The organism is Pseudomonas sp. DWP3-1-2 (genome assembly GCF_049896285.1).
In the GTDB taxonomy this organism is placed as follows: domain Bacteria; phylum Pseudomonadota; class Gammaproteobacteria; order Pseudomonadales; family Pseudomonadaceae; genus Aquipseudomonas.
This window is the reverse complement of sequence record NZ_JAFCTZ010000001.1, coordinates 84,937-100,690: the sequence shown is the minus strand read 5'-3', so window position 1 is coordinate 100,690 and position 15,754 is coordinate 84,937. Positions and strand designations below refer to the sequence as shown.

The following is a 15,754-nucleotide window of genomic DNA, read 5'->3' as shown; positions in this document are numbered from 1 at the left end:
CGGTGCAACGGCGACGTCGGGACGACAGCCTGTCGATAACAACCGTCAAGTCAGGGGGCGCGGGCGTCGATTTCACAATGAGATTGTTCATTGGTTTCTCAGCCTTGGGTTGGACAGAATCGCGCACAGGTCGGCAATCAGCACCAACCCCAGGTACGCCGCGCAAAACAGCATCGTGCAGGCCTGGACCAGCGCCATGTCACGGTTGGTCACGCCATCGACCATCAAACTGGCGATGCCGGGGTAATTGAAAATCGTCTCGACAATCACCACCCCGCCCAGCAGGTACGACAGGCTCAGCGCGACGGCGTTGGCGATCGGGCCAATCGCGTTGGGCAAGGCATGGCGCAGCACGATTCGTATCGGGCTGACGCCTTTAAGCCTGGCCATTTCCACGTAAGGGCTGTCAAGTTGATCGATGACGGCGGCGCGGGTCATGCGCGCCATTTGCGCAACGATGACGCAGCACAGCGTCATCACCGGCAAGGCGTAAGTACGAATGAATTGCCACGGTGAGGTGATATCGCTGGCATAGGAAAGCGCCGATAACCAGCCCAGGTTCACCGCGAAAATCAACACCGCCAGGGTCGCCACCAGAAACTCAGGCACGGCGACCATGGCCAGGGTGAAAAAGCTCAGAAGGTTGTCGATGCGCCCACCCCGGCCCATGGCCGAACCGATGCCCAGAATCAACGCCACTGGCACCGACACCAGCGCCGTGGCAGCCGCCAGCATCAGGGTGTTCGGCACGCGACCGGCCATCAACTCGCTGACCGGCATCGCGTTGGACACTGACAACCCCATATCGCCACTGAGCAGGTTCATCAACCAGTGCAGGTAGCGCAGCACACCGGGCTGGTCGAGCCCCAGTTTCAGGCGCAGCGCCGCCACTTGTTCCGGCGTGGCGAACTGCCCGAGCGATTGTTGCGCCGCGTCCCCCGGCAAGACCGCCGTGATCGCAAACACGACCATGGACACAATCAACAAAGTCACGATCGCGGCGCCCATGCGCCGACCGATCAACCACAGTGTGTTGCTATACATCGCCTGCCCTCCTGCACTGTCCCTGACGTACAACCCGCCCCACCCTCAAGCGTCCAGCCAGACCTGCTCGGCGAACATGTAGCCCATGAACCCACCCAGCGGGTTGCTGCTATAGCCCTTGATACGCTGGTCAACGCCGTCGACGTTGCTGATGAACACCGGCACGCCGATGCCGCAGTGACCATGCACGAGGGTCTGCATGTCCGCGTACATCTTGCTGCGCTTGGCGTCGTCGGTTTCACCACGGGCAAGCATCAGCAACTGGTCGAACTGGTCGTTCTGCCAACCGGATTCATTCCAGGGTGCCTTGGATTGAAAGAACTGCGAGAACATCACGTCGGCGTTCGGTCGCGGGTTGATGTTGCCGAAGCTCAGCGGGTGCTTCATCCAGTGGTTGGACCAGTAGCCGTCGCTCGGCAGGCGTTTGACGTCCAGCTTGAGCCCGGCCTGTTTCGCCGATTGTTGCAGCAGCACCGCAATGTCCACCGAACCGGTTGCGGCGGGTGACGCCACCAGCGGCATGCTGATGCTCTCCATACCGGCTTTCTTGAGCAGGAATCTGGCTTTTTCCGGGTCGTAGACGGTTTGCGGCAGGTCGGCGTTGTAGTAGCGCGAACCGGGGGCAATCGGGTGGTCGTTACCGACCACGGCAAAGCCACGGAACACGGCGGACTTGATCTGTTCGCGGTCCAGCAGGTGCTTCATGGCCTGGGTGAATTCCGCGCTTTTGCCCGGCATCTGATCCTGGCGGATGATCAAGTCCGTGTAATTGCCCGACGGCGCATCAACGACCCGGTGCGTGGTGCTGGCTTGAATACGTGTGGTGGAACGCGGGTTGACTTCGTTGATGATATGCACGTCGCCGGAAAGCAACGCATTGACCCGGGACGGCTCATCGGCAATCGCAATAAACTCGATCTCGTCAAGGTACGGCAGGCCCGGTTTCCAGTAGCCGGTGTTGCGCGCAGCAATCGAGCGTACGCCCGGTTTGAATTCCTTGACCTTGAACGGTCCGGTGCCAATGCCCAGGTTGAAGTCAGTGGTGCCTTCAGGAACGATCAGCAGGTGGGATACCGCCAGGATCGACGGCAGCTCGGCGTTGGGCGCACTCAGACGAATCTGCACTTCGTTGGGGCCGGTGGCCTTGATCTCGGCGAACTGTTCCATCAGTGGCATGACTTTGGAACCTGTCAGCGGATCCTTGTGACGCAACAGCGAGAACACCACGTCGGCGGCGCTCAGGGTCTTGCCATTGTGGAAGGTCACGTCCTTGCGCAACGTGATGGTCCACAGCGTCGCGTCGGTGTTATCGATGCGCTCGGCCAGTTCCAGTTGCGGCACCAGGTGCTTGTCGAAACGGGTCAGCCCGTTGTAGAACATGAAGTGCCGCACATAGTCGGTGGACAGCGCGCCTCTGGCCGGGTCCAGGGTGTCGGCCGTGGAGCTGGACATGCCCGCGACGCGAATCCGCCCGCCCGGTTTGCCTTTGCCCGGTGCCGCTGCTTCTTCGGCGAACAGCTTGCCCGCGGTGCCGAACAGGCTCCCGGCACCGGCTGCGGCCACGCCGGCGACGCCGAGCATTTGCAGCGCACTGCGGCGCGACATGCCGCGATTGAGGCCTTCGAACACGCGCAGGCTTTCCTGGCCGGAGATCAGTTGGGAGTCGATTTTTTTGTCAGTCATATCAGTTGTACCTGTCGAAAAGGAAAAGACTCCGGTTATCCGGGCCGTTGAAACGCAAACGACGGTGACGCCACAACATCAACTCAATGCAAATAGTCCTGAAAGCGGTAGTAAGCACCCACCAACGGCAGGAACCACGGTTTGCCGAAGTGCCCCGGGATCGCCGGCCACTCGAGTTCGCGCCAGGGGTTGGCCTCGACCTTGCCGGCCATCACCTCGGCCATGACCTGCCCCATGTGGACCGACATCTGTACCCCGTGACCGCTGTAACCCATGGAGTGATAAACCCCGCCGTGCTGACCGGCCCGAGGCAGTCGGTCGGAGGTCATGTCGACCAATCCGCCCCAGCAGTAATCGATTTTCACGTTGGCCAACTGCGGGAACATCTGCACCATCGCCGCTTGCAGCACCTTGCCGCTCTTGGCGTCGTTCACGGTGTCGGACATCGCAAATCGCGCACGGCCGCCAAACAACAAGCGGTTGTCCGGTGTCAGGCGGAAGTAGTTGCCGATCATGCGGCTGGTGACATAGGCGCGCCGCGCCGGCAGCAGTTGATCGATCAACTGTTTCGGGAGCACTTCGGTGGCGATGACAAAACTGCCCACCGGCACGATCCGCCGCCGATACCAGGCCAATCCGCCATGCTGACAGGCGCCGGTCGCGAGCAGCACTTGCCCGGCGTGCAGCGAACCGTTGCTGGTGTTGACCTGATAGCCGCCCGCCCGGGCTTTCCAGTCCAGCACCGACGTGCCTTGATGGATCAACGCGCCATGACGCACCGCCGCTTCGGCCAACCCGACGCCGAAGCGTCCGACATGCATCTGCACGCCGTTGCGCTGCAGCAAACCACCGTGAAAGTGCGCCGAATTCACTTCGGCGCGGGTTTCTTCGGCAGACAGCAACTCGACATCGGCATCGACTTCCTTGCGAATCAGTTCGCAGGTCCGCGCCAGCCCTTCGTAATGCATCGGTTTGGCAGCCAGCTTGAGCTTGCCGTTGCGCACGAGGTCACAGGCAATGTGCTCCTGCTCCACCAGCGATACCACGCTCTGCACCGCGCTTTCATAAGCCAGGTAATAGGCCCGCGCCTTGTCGGCACCCAGGCTGGCGCTAAGACCGGCGTAATCCTGAGCCACCCCGGTGTTGCATTGGCCACCATTGCGCCCCGAGGCTTCGCCGATCACCCGCCCGGCTTCGAGCACCACTACACTTGCGCCCTTCAAGGCCAACGCCCGAGCCGCCGCCAGACCGGTGAAACCACCCCCTACGATGGCCACGTCGACCTGCGCGGGCAACGCGCCGAGCTGCACACCGGTGAAAGCCGGTGCAGTATCGAGCCAGTAGGATTCACTGCCCATTGTCTATCCGCCTATGCGAGAAAAAGTGCCGTTACAGACCGACCAGCGCAGCCAGGCCACCGATATCGGTGATCTGCTGGTAGCCGTAAAACGCGTTGCCCGGAACTTCGTGACCACGGGCAACGAAGGCCTTGTTTTTGATCTTCATGTCATGGGCGGGCATCAGGTCGTAACGGAAGCTGGAGGACACATGCAAGATGTCTTCCGGGCCGCAGTTGAGGTTGTCGAGCATGTACTCGAACGCGGCCAGACGCGGTTTGTAGGCCTGGGCCTGTTCGGCGGTGAACACCTTGTGAAACGGCGCGCCGAGCTTGTCGACGTTGGACATGATCTGGCTGTCACTGGCGTTGGAGAAAATTACCAGAGGGATCTTGTCGGCGATTTTCGACAGGCCGGCCGGTACGTCCGGGTGCGGACCCCAGGTCGGTACGGCGTCGTAATACAGCTGGCCTTCGTCCCGGTACTCGATGCCCCAACGCTTGCAGGTCCGCGCCAGGGCGGTCTTGAGGATTTCGTCGTAAGGCATCCAGTCACCCATGACCTGATCGAGTCGGTAAGCCGAGAAATCCTTGACGAACTGATCCATCTGCTCAGCCGGGACGCGATCAGCGAAAATCTCGCGGGTCATCGTGCCCATGTGGAAATTGGTCAGCGTGCCGTAGCAGTCGAACGTAATAAATTTGGGGCGAATAAAGCTCATTGAGTGCGGTCCTGAAGTTCGTTGAGGTCATGGCGCGACAAGCGTTCGCTTGGGTTCTGAAGCGCTGATGCAACGCTGCAGCACACCTTCATTACAACACCGTGAAATCAGCAGATGGCGTTAAAAGCGACCTCTACTCGATACAAACCACCGTTTTAGCCGCCCCCCTCAGCAGACTTTGCGGCCCGCTCCAGCGTTGGGCAAACCCCGTATTTGTGCGCTTTTATGGACCTCCATCGCGCTGCGCCAAGCGCTTGCGGCGCCATTGGCCGCAGAAAATGCGCCCGCCTGAATGAAAACGGGCGCCTCCCTGAGGAAGCGCCCGACCGGGTGTGATCATGACCTGTCGCAGGTCGAAGATGTGTGGCCTGAGTGTCTGATCCCTCGCCACCGATGCCGGGCACCCACGTTACTGAAGGCTGTCGGTAAAGTGAGCGCTGCGCACAGCGTCGACGCTATCCATGGAGCACTTATATAAAGGCTGGCGGATCGTTGACTCAGGCCTCCATCGTAGAAAAAAAGCCCTAGCATTTGCTGCCGACCTTGCCGGGTAAATAAGTAGTAAGTGTGGTCCTGGTGCCTCTTGCTCATGGAATCTGCCGAATGTGCGATGCCCCCTTGTCAGCCCTTCATGCAGATGGGATACAAGCACCCTTGCGCTGGAAAACCGGCCACTCGTGCACACTGTTTATCGGAGACTCGCCATGTCCGCCCCGCACTCATCTGCTTATCTTTATCGCCCAATGACCACCGACGATCTGCCGGCAGCGCATGCCTTGTCCGTGCAGTTGAAGTGGCCCCACCGGCTCGAAGACTGGGCGATGTTGCAACGGGTCAGCGACGGCTTTGTGGTGCTTGATGGCGAGCGTCTGATCGGTACAGCCTTCGCTTGCCCACAAGGCGATTTCGCCACCATTGGCCTGGTGATTGTCAGCGACGATTACCAAGGCAAGGGCATCGGTCGCAAGCTGATGGAACACGCCCTGGGTGCCTGCCAGGCGCGAACGCCCATGTTGAACGCAACCCTGGCCGGGGCACCGCTTTATGCCAGCCAGGGTTTTGTCGAGTTCGGCCGGATTCAGCAGCATCAGGGTCACGCCCTGGCACCGGTGCCTTCACCCCTGGCCGACAGTGAAGAATGTCGTCCGTTGCGTGCAGAGGATCAGGCTCCAGTGCTGGAGCTGGCCAATGCCGGCAGCGGAATGGACCGGCGCGCCGTGCTTAATGATCTGCTCCCGGTGGTCGAGCATTCGGTGGGCATTGTCCGTGACGGGGAGTTGCGCGCGTTCGCGCTGCTGCGTCCTTTCGGCCGGGGTCGTTGCATCGGTCCGGTGGTCGCCGAAAGCCTTGAACAAGCCCAACACCTCATTGCCGTGTTGCTGGGCCAGGTGCCGGATGCCTTTGTGCGCATCGACACTCCGACGAACTCCGGGTTGGGCGACTGGCTGGAAGCGGCCGGCCTCAAGCAAATCGACACCGTGGCGCAGATGGCCCGTGGTACGCCGCCACAAGCCGCTAATGGCGTACAGCAATTTGCACTGGCGACCCAAGCCGTCGGCTGAGCCTTGGCAGCATCGCGACCCAACCGCTTTCTTCGTAAGGAGCGTTATCCATATGTCCCAACCTACCGTCATGCTGTTGGCTCGCGCCGATGGCAGTGGCATTGACACGCCTTTAAACACTCAACCATTGAACGCTGCCGATCCCTTTGGGGACTGCCGCCACGTCGCGTGGTCCGGGGTTGATGGCGTGTCGGCCGGTCTCGTCGATGCGGGCGAAACAGTTGATATCAACGACTTCCCGCACACCGAAGTGATCGTCGTCCATACCGGCCATGTACAGCTCAAAACCCAAGAGCAAACTCTGGAACTGGGTGTCGGCGCCAGCGCCGTGATCGGTCGCGGGACGTCGCTGAGAATCGAGGCTCGTGCTGGCACGCGATGGGCGTTCTGTGCCATGGCCACGGGTACGCCAACTCCAGGCCTGACCTTCCTCGATCCGCTGGCGACATTGTCCCCATCCGCGGCGCCCGCCGCCCAACTACTGATCGGCCATACGCCGCAATGCCGCTCAGGTAATGCGTTCGAAGACCCGGCCACCGATCTGCGCGTCGGCATTTGGGATTCGACGCCTTACGAACGCCAAGGGCGAGCGCACCCACTCAATGAGTTGATGCACCTGATCGAAGGCAGCGTGACCTTGCTCGCGTCCGATGGCTCAAGCGTAACCGTCAATGCCGGGGACAGCGTGTTCGTGCCATTGGGTGCTCACTGCGCATGGAAAAGCACCCGCTATGTGCGCAAGGTATATGCCGTCAAATAGCTCAAGCGTTATGCGGCAGCGCCTCGAATCCCCTCGGCATAGGGCTACTGCGCAGGTTTTCGGGCAGGGTGATTCCGGCGCTCACGCCCTGAATGGGTCAGCAGGCAAAGCCGAAGCTAACGATTCAAAACCCATCGGTATTCGCCCCCAGATGGGACAGCAGGCTTCGCATGGGCGCAGATAGCTGCTTCCAGTCGCCGAAGCACAGACATAGCTGCCGACGCGCCCAATCGTCGGCCATCAGAAGCGTCTGGAAGGGGTACCGTCGCCGGCAACGCCTGGCAACACTCAAGGGTACGATGCCAACGCCTACCCCATGAGCGACCATCTCGCACACCCCTTCGAAGGTCTTCATGCGAATGCGGATATCAAACAGCCCGCCGGCAGACCGTGCGTGGGCGTCGATGTGATCCTGAAGTGCACTGCCCTGGGAAAGCCCTATGAACGGCTGATCCAGTACCTGGGCAAGACAGACTTTATCGCACTGGGCCAAGGCATGTGTCCGAGGCACGATTAACGCCAGATGATCTTTAGCGACGGGTTGCAGCTGTAGCCCTTCTGTCTCAACGGCGTCGGAAACGACGCCAGCCTCTGCCAGCCCGGATGCAATAGCCCGAACGATATCGGCGCTGGTGCGCTCCTTGAGTTCAATTCGCAATCGCGGACGATCCGCTAACCAGGAAGCAAGCCTGCCCGGGAGAAACTCTGTTAGCGCAGCGGTGTTGGTGTACAGATGAAGAGTGCCCCGGACACCCACAGCGAAATCCTGTAACTCACCTTTCAGCATTTCCTGTTGCCGAAGGATCACGCGCGCGTGATGTGCCAACGCCTCTCCGGCTTCGGTAGTCAAAATCCCCCTGGGACGCCGCTCCAACAGAACTACGCCAGCGGCACTCTCCATGTTTCGAAGCCGCTCGCTGGCTGACGCCAAAGCCAGATTGGCACGATTGGCCCCTGCGGTAATGCTGCCCGCATCGACGATACAGAGAAACAGATGAAGATCCGCCAGATCGAACCGCATGGAAATTCCTCGCACCGCCCTTCGGACTGTCCGAAGGGTAAGCTGATCATTCCACATTGTGCCGGGCAATGCCTACCGCTTCAATTTGGGTCCCGGTCGTTCCGCAATGTGAGCCTTCCATGCCCGAATCCATCTCGTATCTGCTGCTCCTGATTGGCACTTTCCTGGCCGCCGGGGTGGTGAAAGGCGTCACCGGAATGGGGCTGCCTACCGTTGCCATGGGTTTACTTGGCACAATAATGCCACCGGCTGGTGCTGCGGCCCTTCTTGTCCTGCCCTCCTTCGTCACTAATGTCTGGCAGCTGTTTTCAGGGCCATCGGTAGCGCAATTGATACGCCGACTCTGGCCAATGATGCTGTGCATCCTCGTGGGCACCGTCGGAGGTTCCGCATTATTGGTACACGTGGATCCCGTTTGGTCCGGGCTTGGCCTCGGTGTTGCTCTGATTGTTTACGCCGGGTATGCGCTTCTCGCTCCAGCGTTTTCCGTTCCCACTCGCCTGGAGCGATGGTTGTCTCCGGTTGTGGGGCTGATCACTGGTGTTGTTACTGGCGCTACCGGTGTATTCGTGATGCCAGCAGTTCCCTATCTGGCATCGCTGACTATGAACCGGGATGAACGGGTGCAAGCCCTGGGCTTGTCTTTCACCCTTTCCACGGTAGCGCTCGCGATAGGGCTGTTTACACATGATGCGTTACACGTCGCGCAACTCGGCACGTCCATGATCGCCATCGTTCCTGCGCTTATCGGAATGTGGGCGGGTCAACGCGTGCGGATGCGGATAAGCCCCGTGCGATTTCGTCAGTGCTTTTTACTCTTCTTGATGGTGCTTGGTTTCGAACTGTCCTCCCGTCCATTTCTATGAGCCCGAAAACCCTTTCTGCAGGGTGCACAACATCGCCTCAAACGACGGTATCAAGAAGGTGCATTGCCCGCAGACTACAAACTGCCCTGGCCGGCACATCACTGTCGATTTCTCGGTGGAGCCTCCCTACCGGGCCGCCTAAGATGACTCCGTCGGCCTTCTGCGTGCCTGAGTCGTCATTGCGCCTCAGGGTTGGAAACTCGATTGACCGGCAGAGAAACCGATAAACGATGCGTCAGAACGTTTTGAATGGGTGATATCCGTGCAGCGCAAGGCTCAATGTGTATGAGTATCTACAACAACCCTCTTCCGCCCAGATCCGAAATGGTCAGAGCGATGCTCGACAGCGACAGTGCGTATGAGGGCGTTTTTTTTACCGCCGTCAAAACCACGGGTATTTTCTGCCGCCCTACGTGTGGCGCGCGTAAACCCAAGCCCGAAAACGTCGAGTTCTTTTCTCTGGTGGACGAAGCGATGGCGGCAGGCTACCGACCCTGCAGGCGATGCAAACCCCTTGATCTGGCGGCCTCTGCGCCGGACTGGGTAAAAGGGTTGTTGGCCTCGGTGGCTGTTTCGCCCGATGCCCGGTGGAGTGATGCGGAGCTCATGAAGCAAGGCATCGAACCCCTGCGCTTACGGAGATGGTTCAAACAGCATTTTGGCATGACCTTTCATGGGTGGCTTCGTGCTCGCCGGCTGGGGCTGGCTTTGGGTCGTATTGTTGTGGGCGAAACGCTGGACAACACCGCGTTTGACTCTGGGTACGAGTCCCTGAGCGGGTTCAGAGAGGCGTTCAAAAAGACATTTCAGATAACCCCAGGTCAGGCCAGCGATACGTCACTCCTGCTCTACCGGCATCTGACCACACCGCTGGGGCCCATGATTGCGATGGCCGAAGAACGTGGCCTGGTGCTCCTTGAGTTTCTCGACCGCCCGGCGCTCACTGCCGAATTGAACGAACTTCGCTCGCGTTACGGGTACTCGATTGCCCCAGGCGAGCATCCGCACCTTGAGCGCATCGAAGAACAGCTCACGTTGTACTTTGAAGCAAAACTCACCGCATTCTCGGTACCGTTGCATAGGCCTGGCAGCGCATTTGAAACGCTTGTCTGGAACGAGCTACTGAAAATCGAATACGGAAAGACCTCAACCTATGGAGCCATCGCTCTGCAAATAGGCAAGCCCGGTGCGAGCCAGGCCGTTGGCATGGCCAATGGGCGTAATCGACTGTCGATTGTCGTTCCCTGCCACCGAGTGGTGGCAGCCGATGGCGGCCTTGCGGGCTATGGCGGAGGAAAGCCCAGGAAAGAGTTTTTATTGCGCCTGGAAAAAGCGGCCTTGCAGATAACGCAACAGCAGGCTTTTTTTCCCAGTGAATGAAAAGCGCCCAGAGCCCGCCGCGCCAGTTGCAGGAACGCCGGACGCGTTATCCGTCGCAGTTGTCGGAAGCACCCATCCCGACCCGCACGAGATAATCTTCCAGGGCCTGGACATCATTATTGGAGACGATCGCTGCGACGTAGCCATCAGGGCGCACCAACACCCACTCGCCAACAGCAGGGCCATAAGCCTCAAGAAAATGTCCGCGATCATCATGGAGGTCGCCTTGCAGGCCGAAGGTATGGATGTGCAGCCCCGGTCTTGGCTGCAGAACGCTGCGCTCCAATCCATAGCCCAACAACGTCCAATGGGCTCCTTGATACACGCTGAACAGTCGTGAAGCCTGGCCAGCGGCCCCGCGGATTGGCGCATCAGGCGCTCGGTCGCCCGCTGACAACATACCGCTTCGGCCCGGTTGTTCGAAGGTCAACGTGGAGTCGCGATAACCGATATCGAGTTGATGCACTTCCCGGCCACGTCGCATATCGCCTTGTTTGAGGGCCTCAAGAAGCCTGGTCGCCAGACCGAGCATCGAGGCGGCGATGGGCCGGCGCTCTTGTTCATAACTGTCGAGCAGCGTCCTGGGCGCACTGTCGATGACCGCAGCCAGTTTCCAGCCAAGGTTATAGGCATCCTGAACGCTGGTATTGAGCCCTTGGCCACCGGTGGGCGGATGAATGTGCGCAGCATCCCCCACCAGAAAGACTCGTTCAACGCGATACTGATCGGCCAGTCGAGCATTCATGGCGTAGGCCGACGACCAGGACACGGACTGGATGTGGATATCGGTACGGCCCGTGCGTTCAGCCACTAGACGGGTCAGCCCGTCGGCCGATAGATCAATGTCGCCGTCCAGGGGGACGGGGCCCTGAATCTGAAACAGGTCAGTCCCGGCCAACGGGCAGAGTGAGATCTGCCGCGTCATGTCCCCATCGTTGAAACGGTGCCAATAATCACGTGACAACCCCGGTATCACGGCATCCGCCACCAAGGCACGGACACCCAAAGTCTTGCCTGGAAATTCGATACCAAGCGTACGACGCACAAAACTACGGCCACCATCAGCGCCCACAAGCCAGTTAACGCGGAGCTTTTCTTCACCGCCCCTACCCGCCATCCGGACCGTTACGCCCTCCTCGTCCTGCTCGAAATCCACCAGTTCGCACGCAAAATGCGGTTTGTGACCCAACTCGAGCAAGCGTTCGCGCATCACTCGTTCGGTCAGAAACTGCGGCACCATCAACGCCTGCCGATAAGGCTCGGCTGGCGTCGGGGGCTGTTGCTCCGATGCATCAGCCCCGCTGTAGCTGCCGTCGGCGTGATAACGCCGCTCAGGCGGATAAACGCCTCCCGCCGCAACAATGCGATCAAGGATGCCAAGGTCCTCGAATACTTCCTGCGTTCTAGGCTGAATACCTTTGCCTCGGGATCCGTGGAAGGCGGATTCGGCTTTCTCGATCAGGCGGAAGGAGATGCCCCTTCTTGCCAGATCAATCGCCAGCGTTAACCCCGCAGCCCCTGCGCCACAAATCAAAACCTCAAAAGCTGATTGCTGTTTCATAACGATCCCAAATAAGTGCAATATGCACATATTTGAATGAGGGAGAATTTATGTCAACAAAAAGAGTGCAAAATACACATATAGGCACTCAGATTCGTGAGCTTCACGGCGCGCTGCTGGAAATCGTCGGCGTGATGAACCGCCCTCAGCGCGACGAAGCCATGGTGCGCGAGGCTGGAATCTCGCTGGACCGGGCCTTGTTCCCGTTACTGGTTCTGGTGGAGCGTCTTGGCCCTATCGGCGTTGTCGAGCTGGCGGACCGTGTAGGCCGCGACTACACCACGGTCAGTCGTCAAGTTGCGAAACTGGAGGGGCTTGGACTGGTTGACCGCAAGGAAAGCGCAGCGGATCGTCGAGTCCGCGAGGCCGTCGTGACCGAGCGTGGCAAAGCGATGACGGACCGTGTCGATGAGGGACGGGAGAGGATCGGCCGATCCATTTTTGCCACCTGGGACGAACAAGACGTTACGGATCTGGTGCGGCTTATGCGTAAGTTTGCCGATGACATCAAAAAGGATGAGCCGATTGACTCAAGGACACCGGAGGCAACGCGAGAAGCGACCTGATGCATTGACCTGATCCTGAGAAACGCAACCCTGGAAGATGCCTCAATGCTTCTCGAGTGGCGTAACGACAGCGCCACCCGAGAAGCCAGCCATTTCCCGACTCCACCGAACCTCAACAACACGACCAGTAACCATGCTCCGCAGATAGGCCCTTGCTGCCAGAGGCAACCGCAGTAATCGCTACGCCGCCCATGGTCACTTCGCGCTTAGAGCTTCATACCCACCGCCAGTCGGTTAAAGGCATTCATCAAGGCCGCTGCCAAAGTCAGATCGGAAATTTCGGCATCGGAAAAGTACGCTTTCAAAGGATCATATAACTCGTCCGGCGCGCCCTTCTCACTGATGTAGGTCAGCGCCTCGACCCAAGCCAGGGCCGCGCGCTCGCGCTCATTAAACAGTTCGCTGATTCGCCAGCCTGCCAGGCAGTCCAGCTTCTCTTGCGGCACCTCACACTCACGCAAGGTCTGCGAATGCTTGCCCAGGCAGAATGCACAGCCGTTGATCTGCGAAGTACGCAAATACACCAGTTCAAGCAGTGGCAGACCTAGCGGGCTCGCAGCCAGCGCCGTGTTGGTGGCAAGCAGGCCTTGATAGGCCGCAGGCGACAGGGAAGGAAACGGCAGTCTGAGTTGGCTCATGGTGAAACTCCTATCTGGAAAAGAATCAGGCACAAACGAGGTTGTCGAACAGCGGTTCCAGTGACAGTCGGTTACGGCTGTCTTCGACCGTTGCACGGACAGCCTCTTCACCGCGCACCAAGCCTTGCAAGTAGGTGAAATGCAGGTTGAACAGTCCGACGGTGTTGAGCGCGTGGCGCAGGTAAGACGTTAGAAAGTCCGGTTGCCGTGCCCGCTCGCCCCGGTGAAAGCCACCGGAACCGACCAATACATAAACGGGGCGGTCATTCAGGAGACCGGCCTTGCCCTCGGGGCTTGAGCTGAATGTCCGATGAATGCGCAGGACGTAGTCGATCCAGAGCTTGAGCGCGGCCGGAAGTGAAAAGTTGTGCATCGGGGTGGCAATGAGCAGGATATCGCTGTGTTCCAGCTCGCCGATGAGCGCTTCGGAGACCTCAAACGCGGGCGAGTCGAATGGCGTGGCAGTGGTGAGGGCACGGGCATAGTCCATATTGAGCGGTGGCAACGGATCCGTGCCTAGGTCGCGCTCCACCAGTTCGAGCCCCGGATGCCGATGCCGCAAGCATGCCACTAACTCCAGCGCCAACCGGTTCGCATGGGAAACCTGCCCGTGCGGGCTGGCATTGATCAAAAGAACAGTGTTCATGCCAGCCCTCCTGCACAAAGGCTCTGCGTGAAGTGCATGCCACGGGCCAGCAGCCCCTGGCGAAAATAGAAGCGCTGGGCCAACGGCATATGCAGGCCGGTATCCAGCACGAAGTGATCGCAACAGCGCTGCACAGCCTCTTCTCGAACAGCGGTCAACAGCCGCCCTCCCAGGCCGCTTCGCTGAAGGTCGGGCCTGACCACCAGATCATCGACGTAGATAAAACGCCCATAGAGCAGGTTTTCCAACTCACGATATCCGGCCAGGGCCACCATGTGTTCACCGCTGCACGCGGCCAGCAGACGGTAGCCGTGCTCAGTCTGGCGAACCAGTTGCGCCACATAAGTGGCCGGGTTGACGACATGCGGCCGCAAGACGCGCATCAGGTCGAAACTGGCCTGAAAAGCCTCCCTGTCTTCCAGGTGTTGAAGGGTGTAGGTCATGTCCGTCGTTCGCTGTAGAGAGATAGCTCACCTTAAGACCGCAATGACTTATGCTACAGAGCCAAAAAATGCATGAATGACTAGGCCATGATCCTGCCCTTCCAACTGGACCGCAGCCAAAAAGCGCCCATCTACCGTCAGCTCTATCACCGATTTCGTGAATCCATTGCGGACGGTCGCCTGCAGCCGGGAGACCGGGTACCTGCAGTTCGCGCGCTGGCGGCGGAGCTGAACCTGGCGCGCGGCACAGTGGAGGCGGCCTACCAGTTACTGATTGGCGAAGGCTACTTGACTGCTCGCGGGGCAGCCGGGACGGTTGTCACGCCGCAACTGGTGCCCGTTTCCTTGCCCATACTTCGCGCTCCAGTGACTTCTACGGCGCACCAGACCACCCATTCCGGGACGCTACCGCTAGAGCTGCAGATGGGCCTGCCCGCCCTGGACGCCTTTCCCCGCAAGCTCTGGACAAGATTGGCAGGCCGCCAACTGCGGCAGGCTGGCTTCGAAGGGCTCGTCTACCCGGACCCGCGAGGCCATGCGCCCTTGCGCACGGCCATTGCGACCTATCTGGGGATTTCGCGGGGCATCACCTGTCACCCGGAGCAGGTTTTCGTGTGCGCCGGCTATCGCGCGTGCCTGGACCTGATTTGCCACACGCTGATGCACCCAGGCGATACGTGCTGGCTGGAGGAACCCGGCTATTTCATGGCCAGGAACGCCCTGTCAGAGGCTGGCGCGACATTGGTGCCGGTTCCGGTGGATGACCAGGGTATGGACGTCGAGCAAGGCATTGCCCGCGCGCCGGATGCCCGCTTTGCAGTGGTGACGCCGACCCACCAGAGCCCGCTGGGCGTGTCTCTGTCACTGCCGCGTCGGCTGGCGCTACTGGACTGGGCCAACCGTCGAGGTAGCTGGATCATCGAGGACGACTACGACAGCGAATACCGTTATCAGGGCAAGCCCTTGCCAGCCCTCAAGAGCCTCGACCAGCAGGGCCGCGTGCTCTACACCGGGACCTTCAGCAAGGTGCTATTTCCAGGACTGCGCCTGGCCTATCTCATTGTTCCGGCGGAACAGAGCAACGCCTTCGCCCGCCAGGCGGATCGTCTGCACAATTATTGTCCACAGATCCTTCAGGCGACCGTCACCGCTTTCCTCAACGAAGGTCACTTTGCGCGGCATTTGAAGAAAATGCGAAGCCTCTACGCACGCCGCCGCCAATGGCTGGTCGATGCGCTGCACCAACAATTCGGCGACCGTCTGCTGATCAATCTTCAGGCCGGCGGCATGCACCTGGTCGCAGACCTGCGTGATGGTGATGATATGGCGTTCGCCAGGCGTGCCCGGGACATGGGTATAGCCGTCGAACCGCTGTCACAGTGGTACCTCGAAGCCAGGCCCAGGTATGGCGTGATTCTTGGCTTCACGAACATCGCCACTGCCGAACAGGCGTCCGCGGTGGCACTTCGATTGGTTCAAATCATCTAGGGGCGTGAGACTTGCATGCCCGGCCGAATCAGCTTGAG

Annotated in this window: 15 protein-coding genes; 6 read left to right on the top strand and 9 right to left on the bottom strand. The window is 59.8% G+C overall.

Features of this window, described 5'->3' with window-relative positions; all coding sequences use genetic code 11:
* Window positions 1-87: 87 nt before the first annotated feature.
* The 4 genes from ACP7B0_RS00510 to ACP7B0_RS00495 all read right to left on the bottom strand — a co-directional run bounded on the left by ACP7B0_RS00510 (window position 88) and on the right by ACP7B0_RS00495 (window position 4,785).
* Window positions 88-1,044 carry an ABC transporter permease gene (locus tag ACP7B0_RS00510; protein WP_426138942.1) on the bottom strand — a complete coding sequence of 319 codons (957 nt, stop codon included), beginning with the start codon at window positions 1,042-1,044 and terminating at the stop codon, window positions 88-90.
* 45 nt (window positions 1,045-1,089) lie between these two features.
* Window positions 1,090-2,727, bottom strand: a complete 1,638-nt coding sequence (locus tag ACP7B0_RS00505) for an ABC transporter substrate-binding protein (RefSeq protein WP_426138941.1) — start codon at window positions 2,725-2,727, stop codon at window positions 1,090-1,092.
* 83 nt (window positions 2,728-2,810) lie between these two features.
* On the bottom strand, window positions 2,811-4,085 hold the full coding sequence (locus tag ACP7B0_RS00500) for an NAD(P)/FAD-dependent oxidoreductase (RefSeq protein ID WP_426138940.1): 1,275 nt from the start codon (window positions 4,083-4,085) through the stop codon (window positions 2,811-2,813).
* A 31-nt stretch (window positions 4,086-4,116) separates the two neighbouring features.
* Entirely contained in the window at window positions 4,117-4,785 is a 669-nt protein-coding gene (locus ACP7B0_RS00495; RefSeq protein ID WP_426138939.1) for a haloacid dehalogenase type II, read from the bottom strand.
* A gap of 704 nt (window positions 4,786-5,489) precedes the next feature.
* On the opposite strand from ACP7B0_RS00495, the gene ACP7B0_RS00490 reads away from it, so the two are divergent.
* Window positions 5,490-6,347 carry a GNAT family N-acetyltransferase gene (locus ACP7B0_RS00490; protein WP_426138938.1) on the top strand — a complete coding sequence of 286 codons (858 nt, stop codon included), beginning with the start codon at window positions 5,490-5,492 and terminating at the stop codon, window positions 6,345-6,347.
* A gap of 52 nt (window positions 6,348-6,399) precedes the next feature.
* Complete coding sequence (locus ACP7B0_RS00485; protein ID WP_426138936.1) at window positions 6,400-7,107, top strand: cupin domain-containing protein; 708 nt, start codon at window positions 6,400-6,402, stop codon at window positions 7,105-7,107.
* Window positions 7,108-7,231: 124 nt separating this feature from the next.
* On the opposite strand, the gene ACP7B0_RS00480 is transcribed toward ACP7B0_RS00485, so the two are convergent.
* Window positions 7,232-8,128, bottom strand: a complete 897-nt coding sequence (locus ACP7B0_RS00480) for a LysR substrate-binding domain-containing protein (RefSeq protein WP_426138935.1) — start codon at window positions 8,126-8,128, stop codon at window positions 7,232-7,234.
* Between the two features lie 119 nt (window positions 8,129-8,247).
* Between ACP7B0_RS00480 and ACP7B0_RS00475 the strand changes: the two genes are divergently transcribed.
* Both ACP7B0_RS00475 and ACP7B0_RS00470 read left to right on the top strand, forming a co-directional pair.
* The gene (locus tag ACP7B0_RS00475) at window positions 8,248-8,994 is read left to right on the top strand and encodes a sulfite exporter TauE/SafE family protein (protein ID WP_426138934.1); all 747 of its coding nucleotides are present in this window, start codon (window positions 8,248-8,250) and stop codon (window positions 8,992-8,994) included.
* A 285-nt stretch (window positions 8,995-9,279) separates the two neighbouring features.
* Window positions 9,280-10,374, top strand: coding sequence for a bifunctional transcriptional activator/DNA repair enzyme AdaA (locus ACP7B0_RS00470; RefSeq protein ID WP_426138933.1), 1,095 nt, complete (start codon window positions 9,280-9,282; stop codon window positions 10,372-10,374).
* A gap of 46 nt (window positions 10,375-10,420) precedes the next feature.
* Here ACP7B0_RS00470 and ACP7B0_RS00465 read toward each other — a convergent pair whose 3' ends face one another.
* A complete protein-coding gene (locus tag ACP7B0_RS00465; RefSeq protein ID WP_426138932.1) occupies window positions 10,421-11,935 on the bottom strand; it encodes an FAD-dependent oxidoreductase in 1,515 nt (504 codons plus the stop codon).
* Between the two features lie 50 nt (window positions 11,936-11,985).
* On the opposite strand from ACP7B0_RS00465, the gene ACP7B0_RS00460 reads away from it, so the two are divergent.
* Complete coding sequence (locus tag ACP7B0_RS00460; RefSeq protein ID WP_426138931.1) at window positions 11,986-12,501, top strand: MarR family winged helix-turn-helix transcriptional regulator; 516 nt, start codon at window positions 11,986-11,988, stop codon at window positions 12,499-12,501.
* A gap of 206 nt (window positions 12,502-12,707) precedes the next feature.
* On the opposite strand, the gene ACP7B0_RS00455 is transcribed toward ACP7B0_RS00460, so the two are convergent.
* The 3 genes from ACP7B0_RS00455 to ACP7B0_RS00445 are packed head-to-tail and all read right to left on the bottom strand — an operon-like array spanning window position 12,708 to window position 14,228.
* Window positions 12,708-13,139: a carboxymuconolactone decarboxylase family protein gene (locus tag ACP7B0_RS00455; RefSeq protein WP_426138930.1), complete on the bottom strand. Its 432-nt coding sequence runs from the start codon at window positions 13,137-13,139 to the stop codon at window positions 12,708-12,710.
* A 25-nt stretch (window positions 13,140-13,164) separates the two neighbouring features.
* Window positions 13,165-13,785 carry an FMN-dependent NADH-azoreductase gene (locus ACP7B0_RS00450; RefSeq protein WP_426138929.1) on the bottom strand — a complete coding sequence of 207 codons (621 nt, stop codon included), beginning with the start codon at window positions 13,783-13,785 and terminating at the stop codon, window positions 13,165-13,167.
* A complete protein-coding gene (locus tag ACP7B0_RS00445) occupies window positions 13,782-14,228 on the bottom strand; it encodes a GNAT family N-acetyltransferase (RefSeq protein WP_426138928.1) in 447 nt (148 codons plus the stop codon). Before ACP7B0_RS00445 ends, ACP7B0_RS00450 begins: the two co-directional genes overlap by 4 nt.
* 87 nt (window positions 14,229-14,315) lie before the next feature.
* Between ACP7B0_RS00445 and ACP7B0_RS00440 the strand changes: the two genes are divergently transcribed.
* The gene (locus ACP7B0_RS00440) at window positions 14,316-15,716 is read left to right on the top strand and encodes a PLP-dependent aminotransferase family protein (RefSeq protein ID WP_426138927.1); all 1,401 of its coding nucleotides are present in this window, start codon (window positions 14,316-14,318) and stop codon (window positions 15,714-15,716) included.
* Window positions 15,717-15,754 lie beyond the last annotated feature (38 nt).

Coding starts and splice junctions, on each gene's coding strand:
- ACP7B0_RS00445 (WP_426138928.1), bottom strand. CDS start 14,228: ATGACCTACACCCTTCAACACCTGGAAGACAGGGAGGCTTTTCAGGCC.
- ACP7B0_RS00470 (WP_426138933.1), top strand. CDS start 9,280: ATGAGTATCTACAACAACCCTCTTCCGCCCAGATCCGAAATGGTCAGA.
- ACP7B0_RS00450 (WP_426138929.1), bottom strand. CDS start 13,785: ATGAACACTGTTCTTTTGATCAATGCCAGCCCGCACGGGCAGGTTTCC.
- ACP7B0_RS00500 (WP_426138940.1), bottom strand. CDS start 4,085: ATGGGCAGTGAATCCTACTGGCTCGATACTGCACCGGCTTTCACCGGT.
- ACP7B0_RS00440 (WP_426138927.1), top strand. CDS start 14,316: ATGATCCTGCCCTTCCAACTGGACCGCAGCCAAAAAGCGCCCATCTAC.
- ACP7B0_RS00465 (WP_426138932.1), bottom strand. CDS start 11,935: ATGAAACAGCAATCAGCTTTTGAGGTTTTGATTTGTGGCGCAGGGGCT.
- ACP7B0_RS00495 (WP_426138939.1), bottom strand. CDS start 4,785: ATGAGCTTTATTCGCCCCAAATTTATTACGTTCGACTGCTACGGCACG.
- ACP7B0_RS00480 (WP_426138935.1), bottom strand. CDS start 8,128: ATGCGGTTCGATCTGGCGGATCTTCATCTGTTTCTCTGTATCGTCGAT.
- ACP7B0_RS00490 (WP_426138938.1), top strand. CDS start 5,490: ATGTCCGCCCCGCACTCATCTGCTTATCTTTATCGCCCAATGACCACC.
- ACP7B0_RS00475 (WP_426138934.1), top strand. CDS start 8,248: ATGCCCGAATCCATCTCGTATCTGCTGCTCCTGATTGGCACTTTCCTG.
- ACP7B0_RS00455 (WP_426138930.1), bottom strand. CDS start 13,139: ATGAGCCAACTCAGACTGCCGTTTCCTTCCCTGTCGCCTGCGGCCTAT.
- ACP7B0_RS00485 (WP_426138936.1), top strand. CDS start 6,400: ATGTCCCAACCTACCGTCATGCTGTTGGCTCGCGCCGATGGCAGTGGC.
- ACP7B0_RS00510 (WP_426138942.1), bottom strand. CDS start 1,044: ATGTATAGCAACACACTGTGGTTGATCGGTCGGCGCATGGGCGCCGCG.
- ACP7B0_RS00505 (WP_426138941.1), bottom strand. CDS start 2,727: ATGACTGACAAAAAAATCGACTCCCAACTGATCTCCGGCCAGGAAAGC.
- ACP7B0_RS00460 (WP_426138931.1), top strand. CDS start 11,986: ATGTCAACAAAAAGAGTGCAAAATACACATATAGGCACTCAGATTCGT.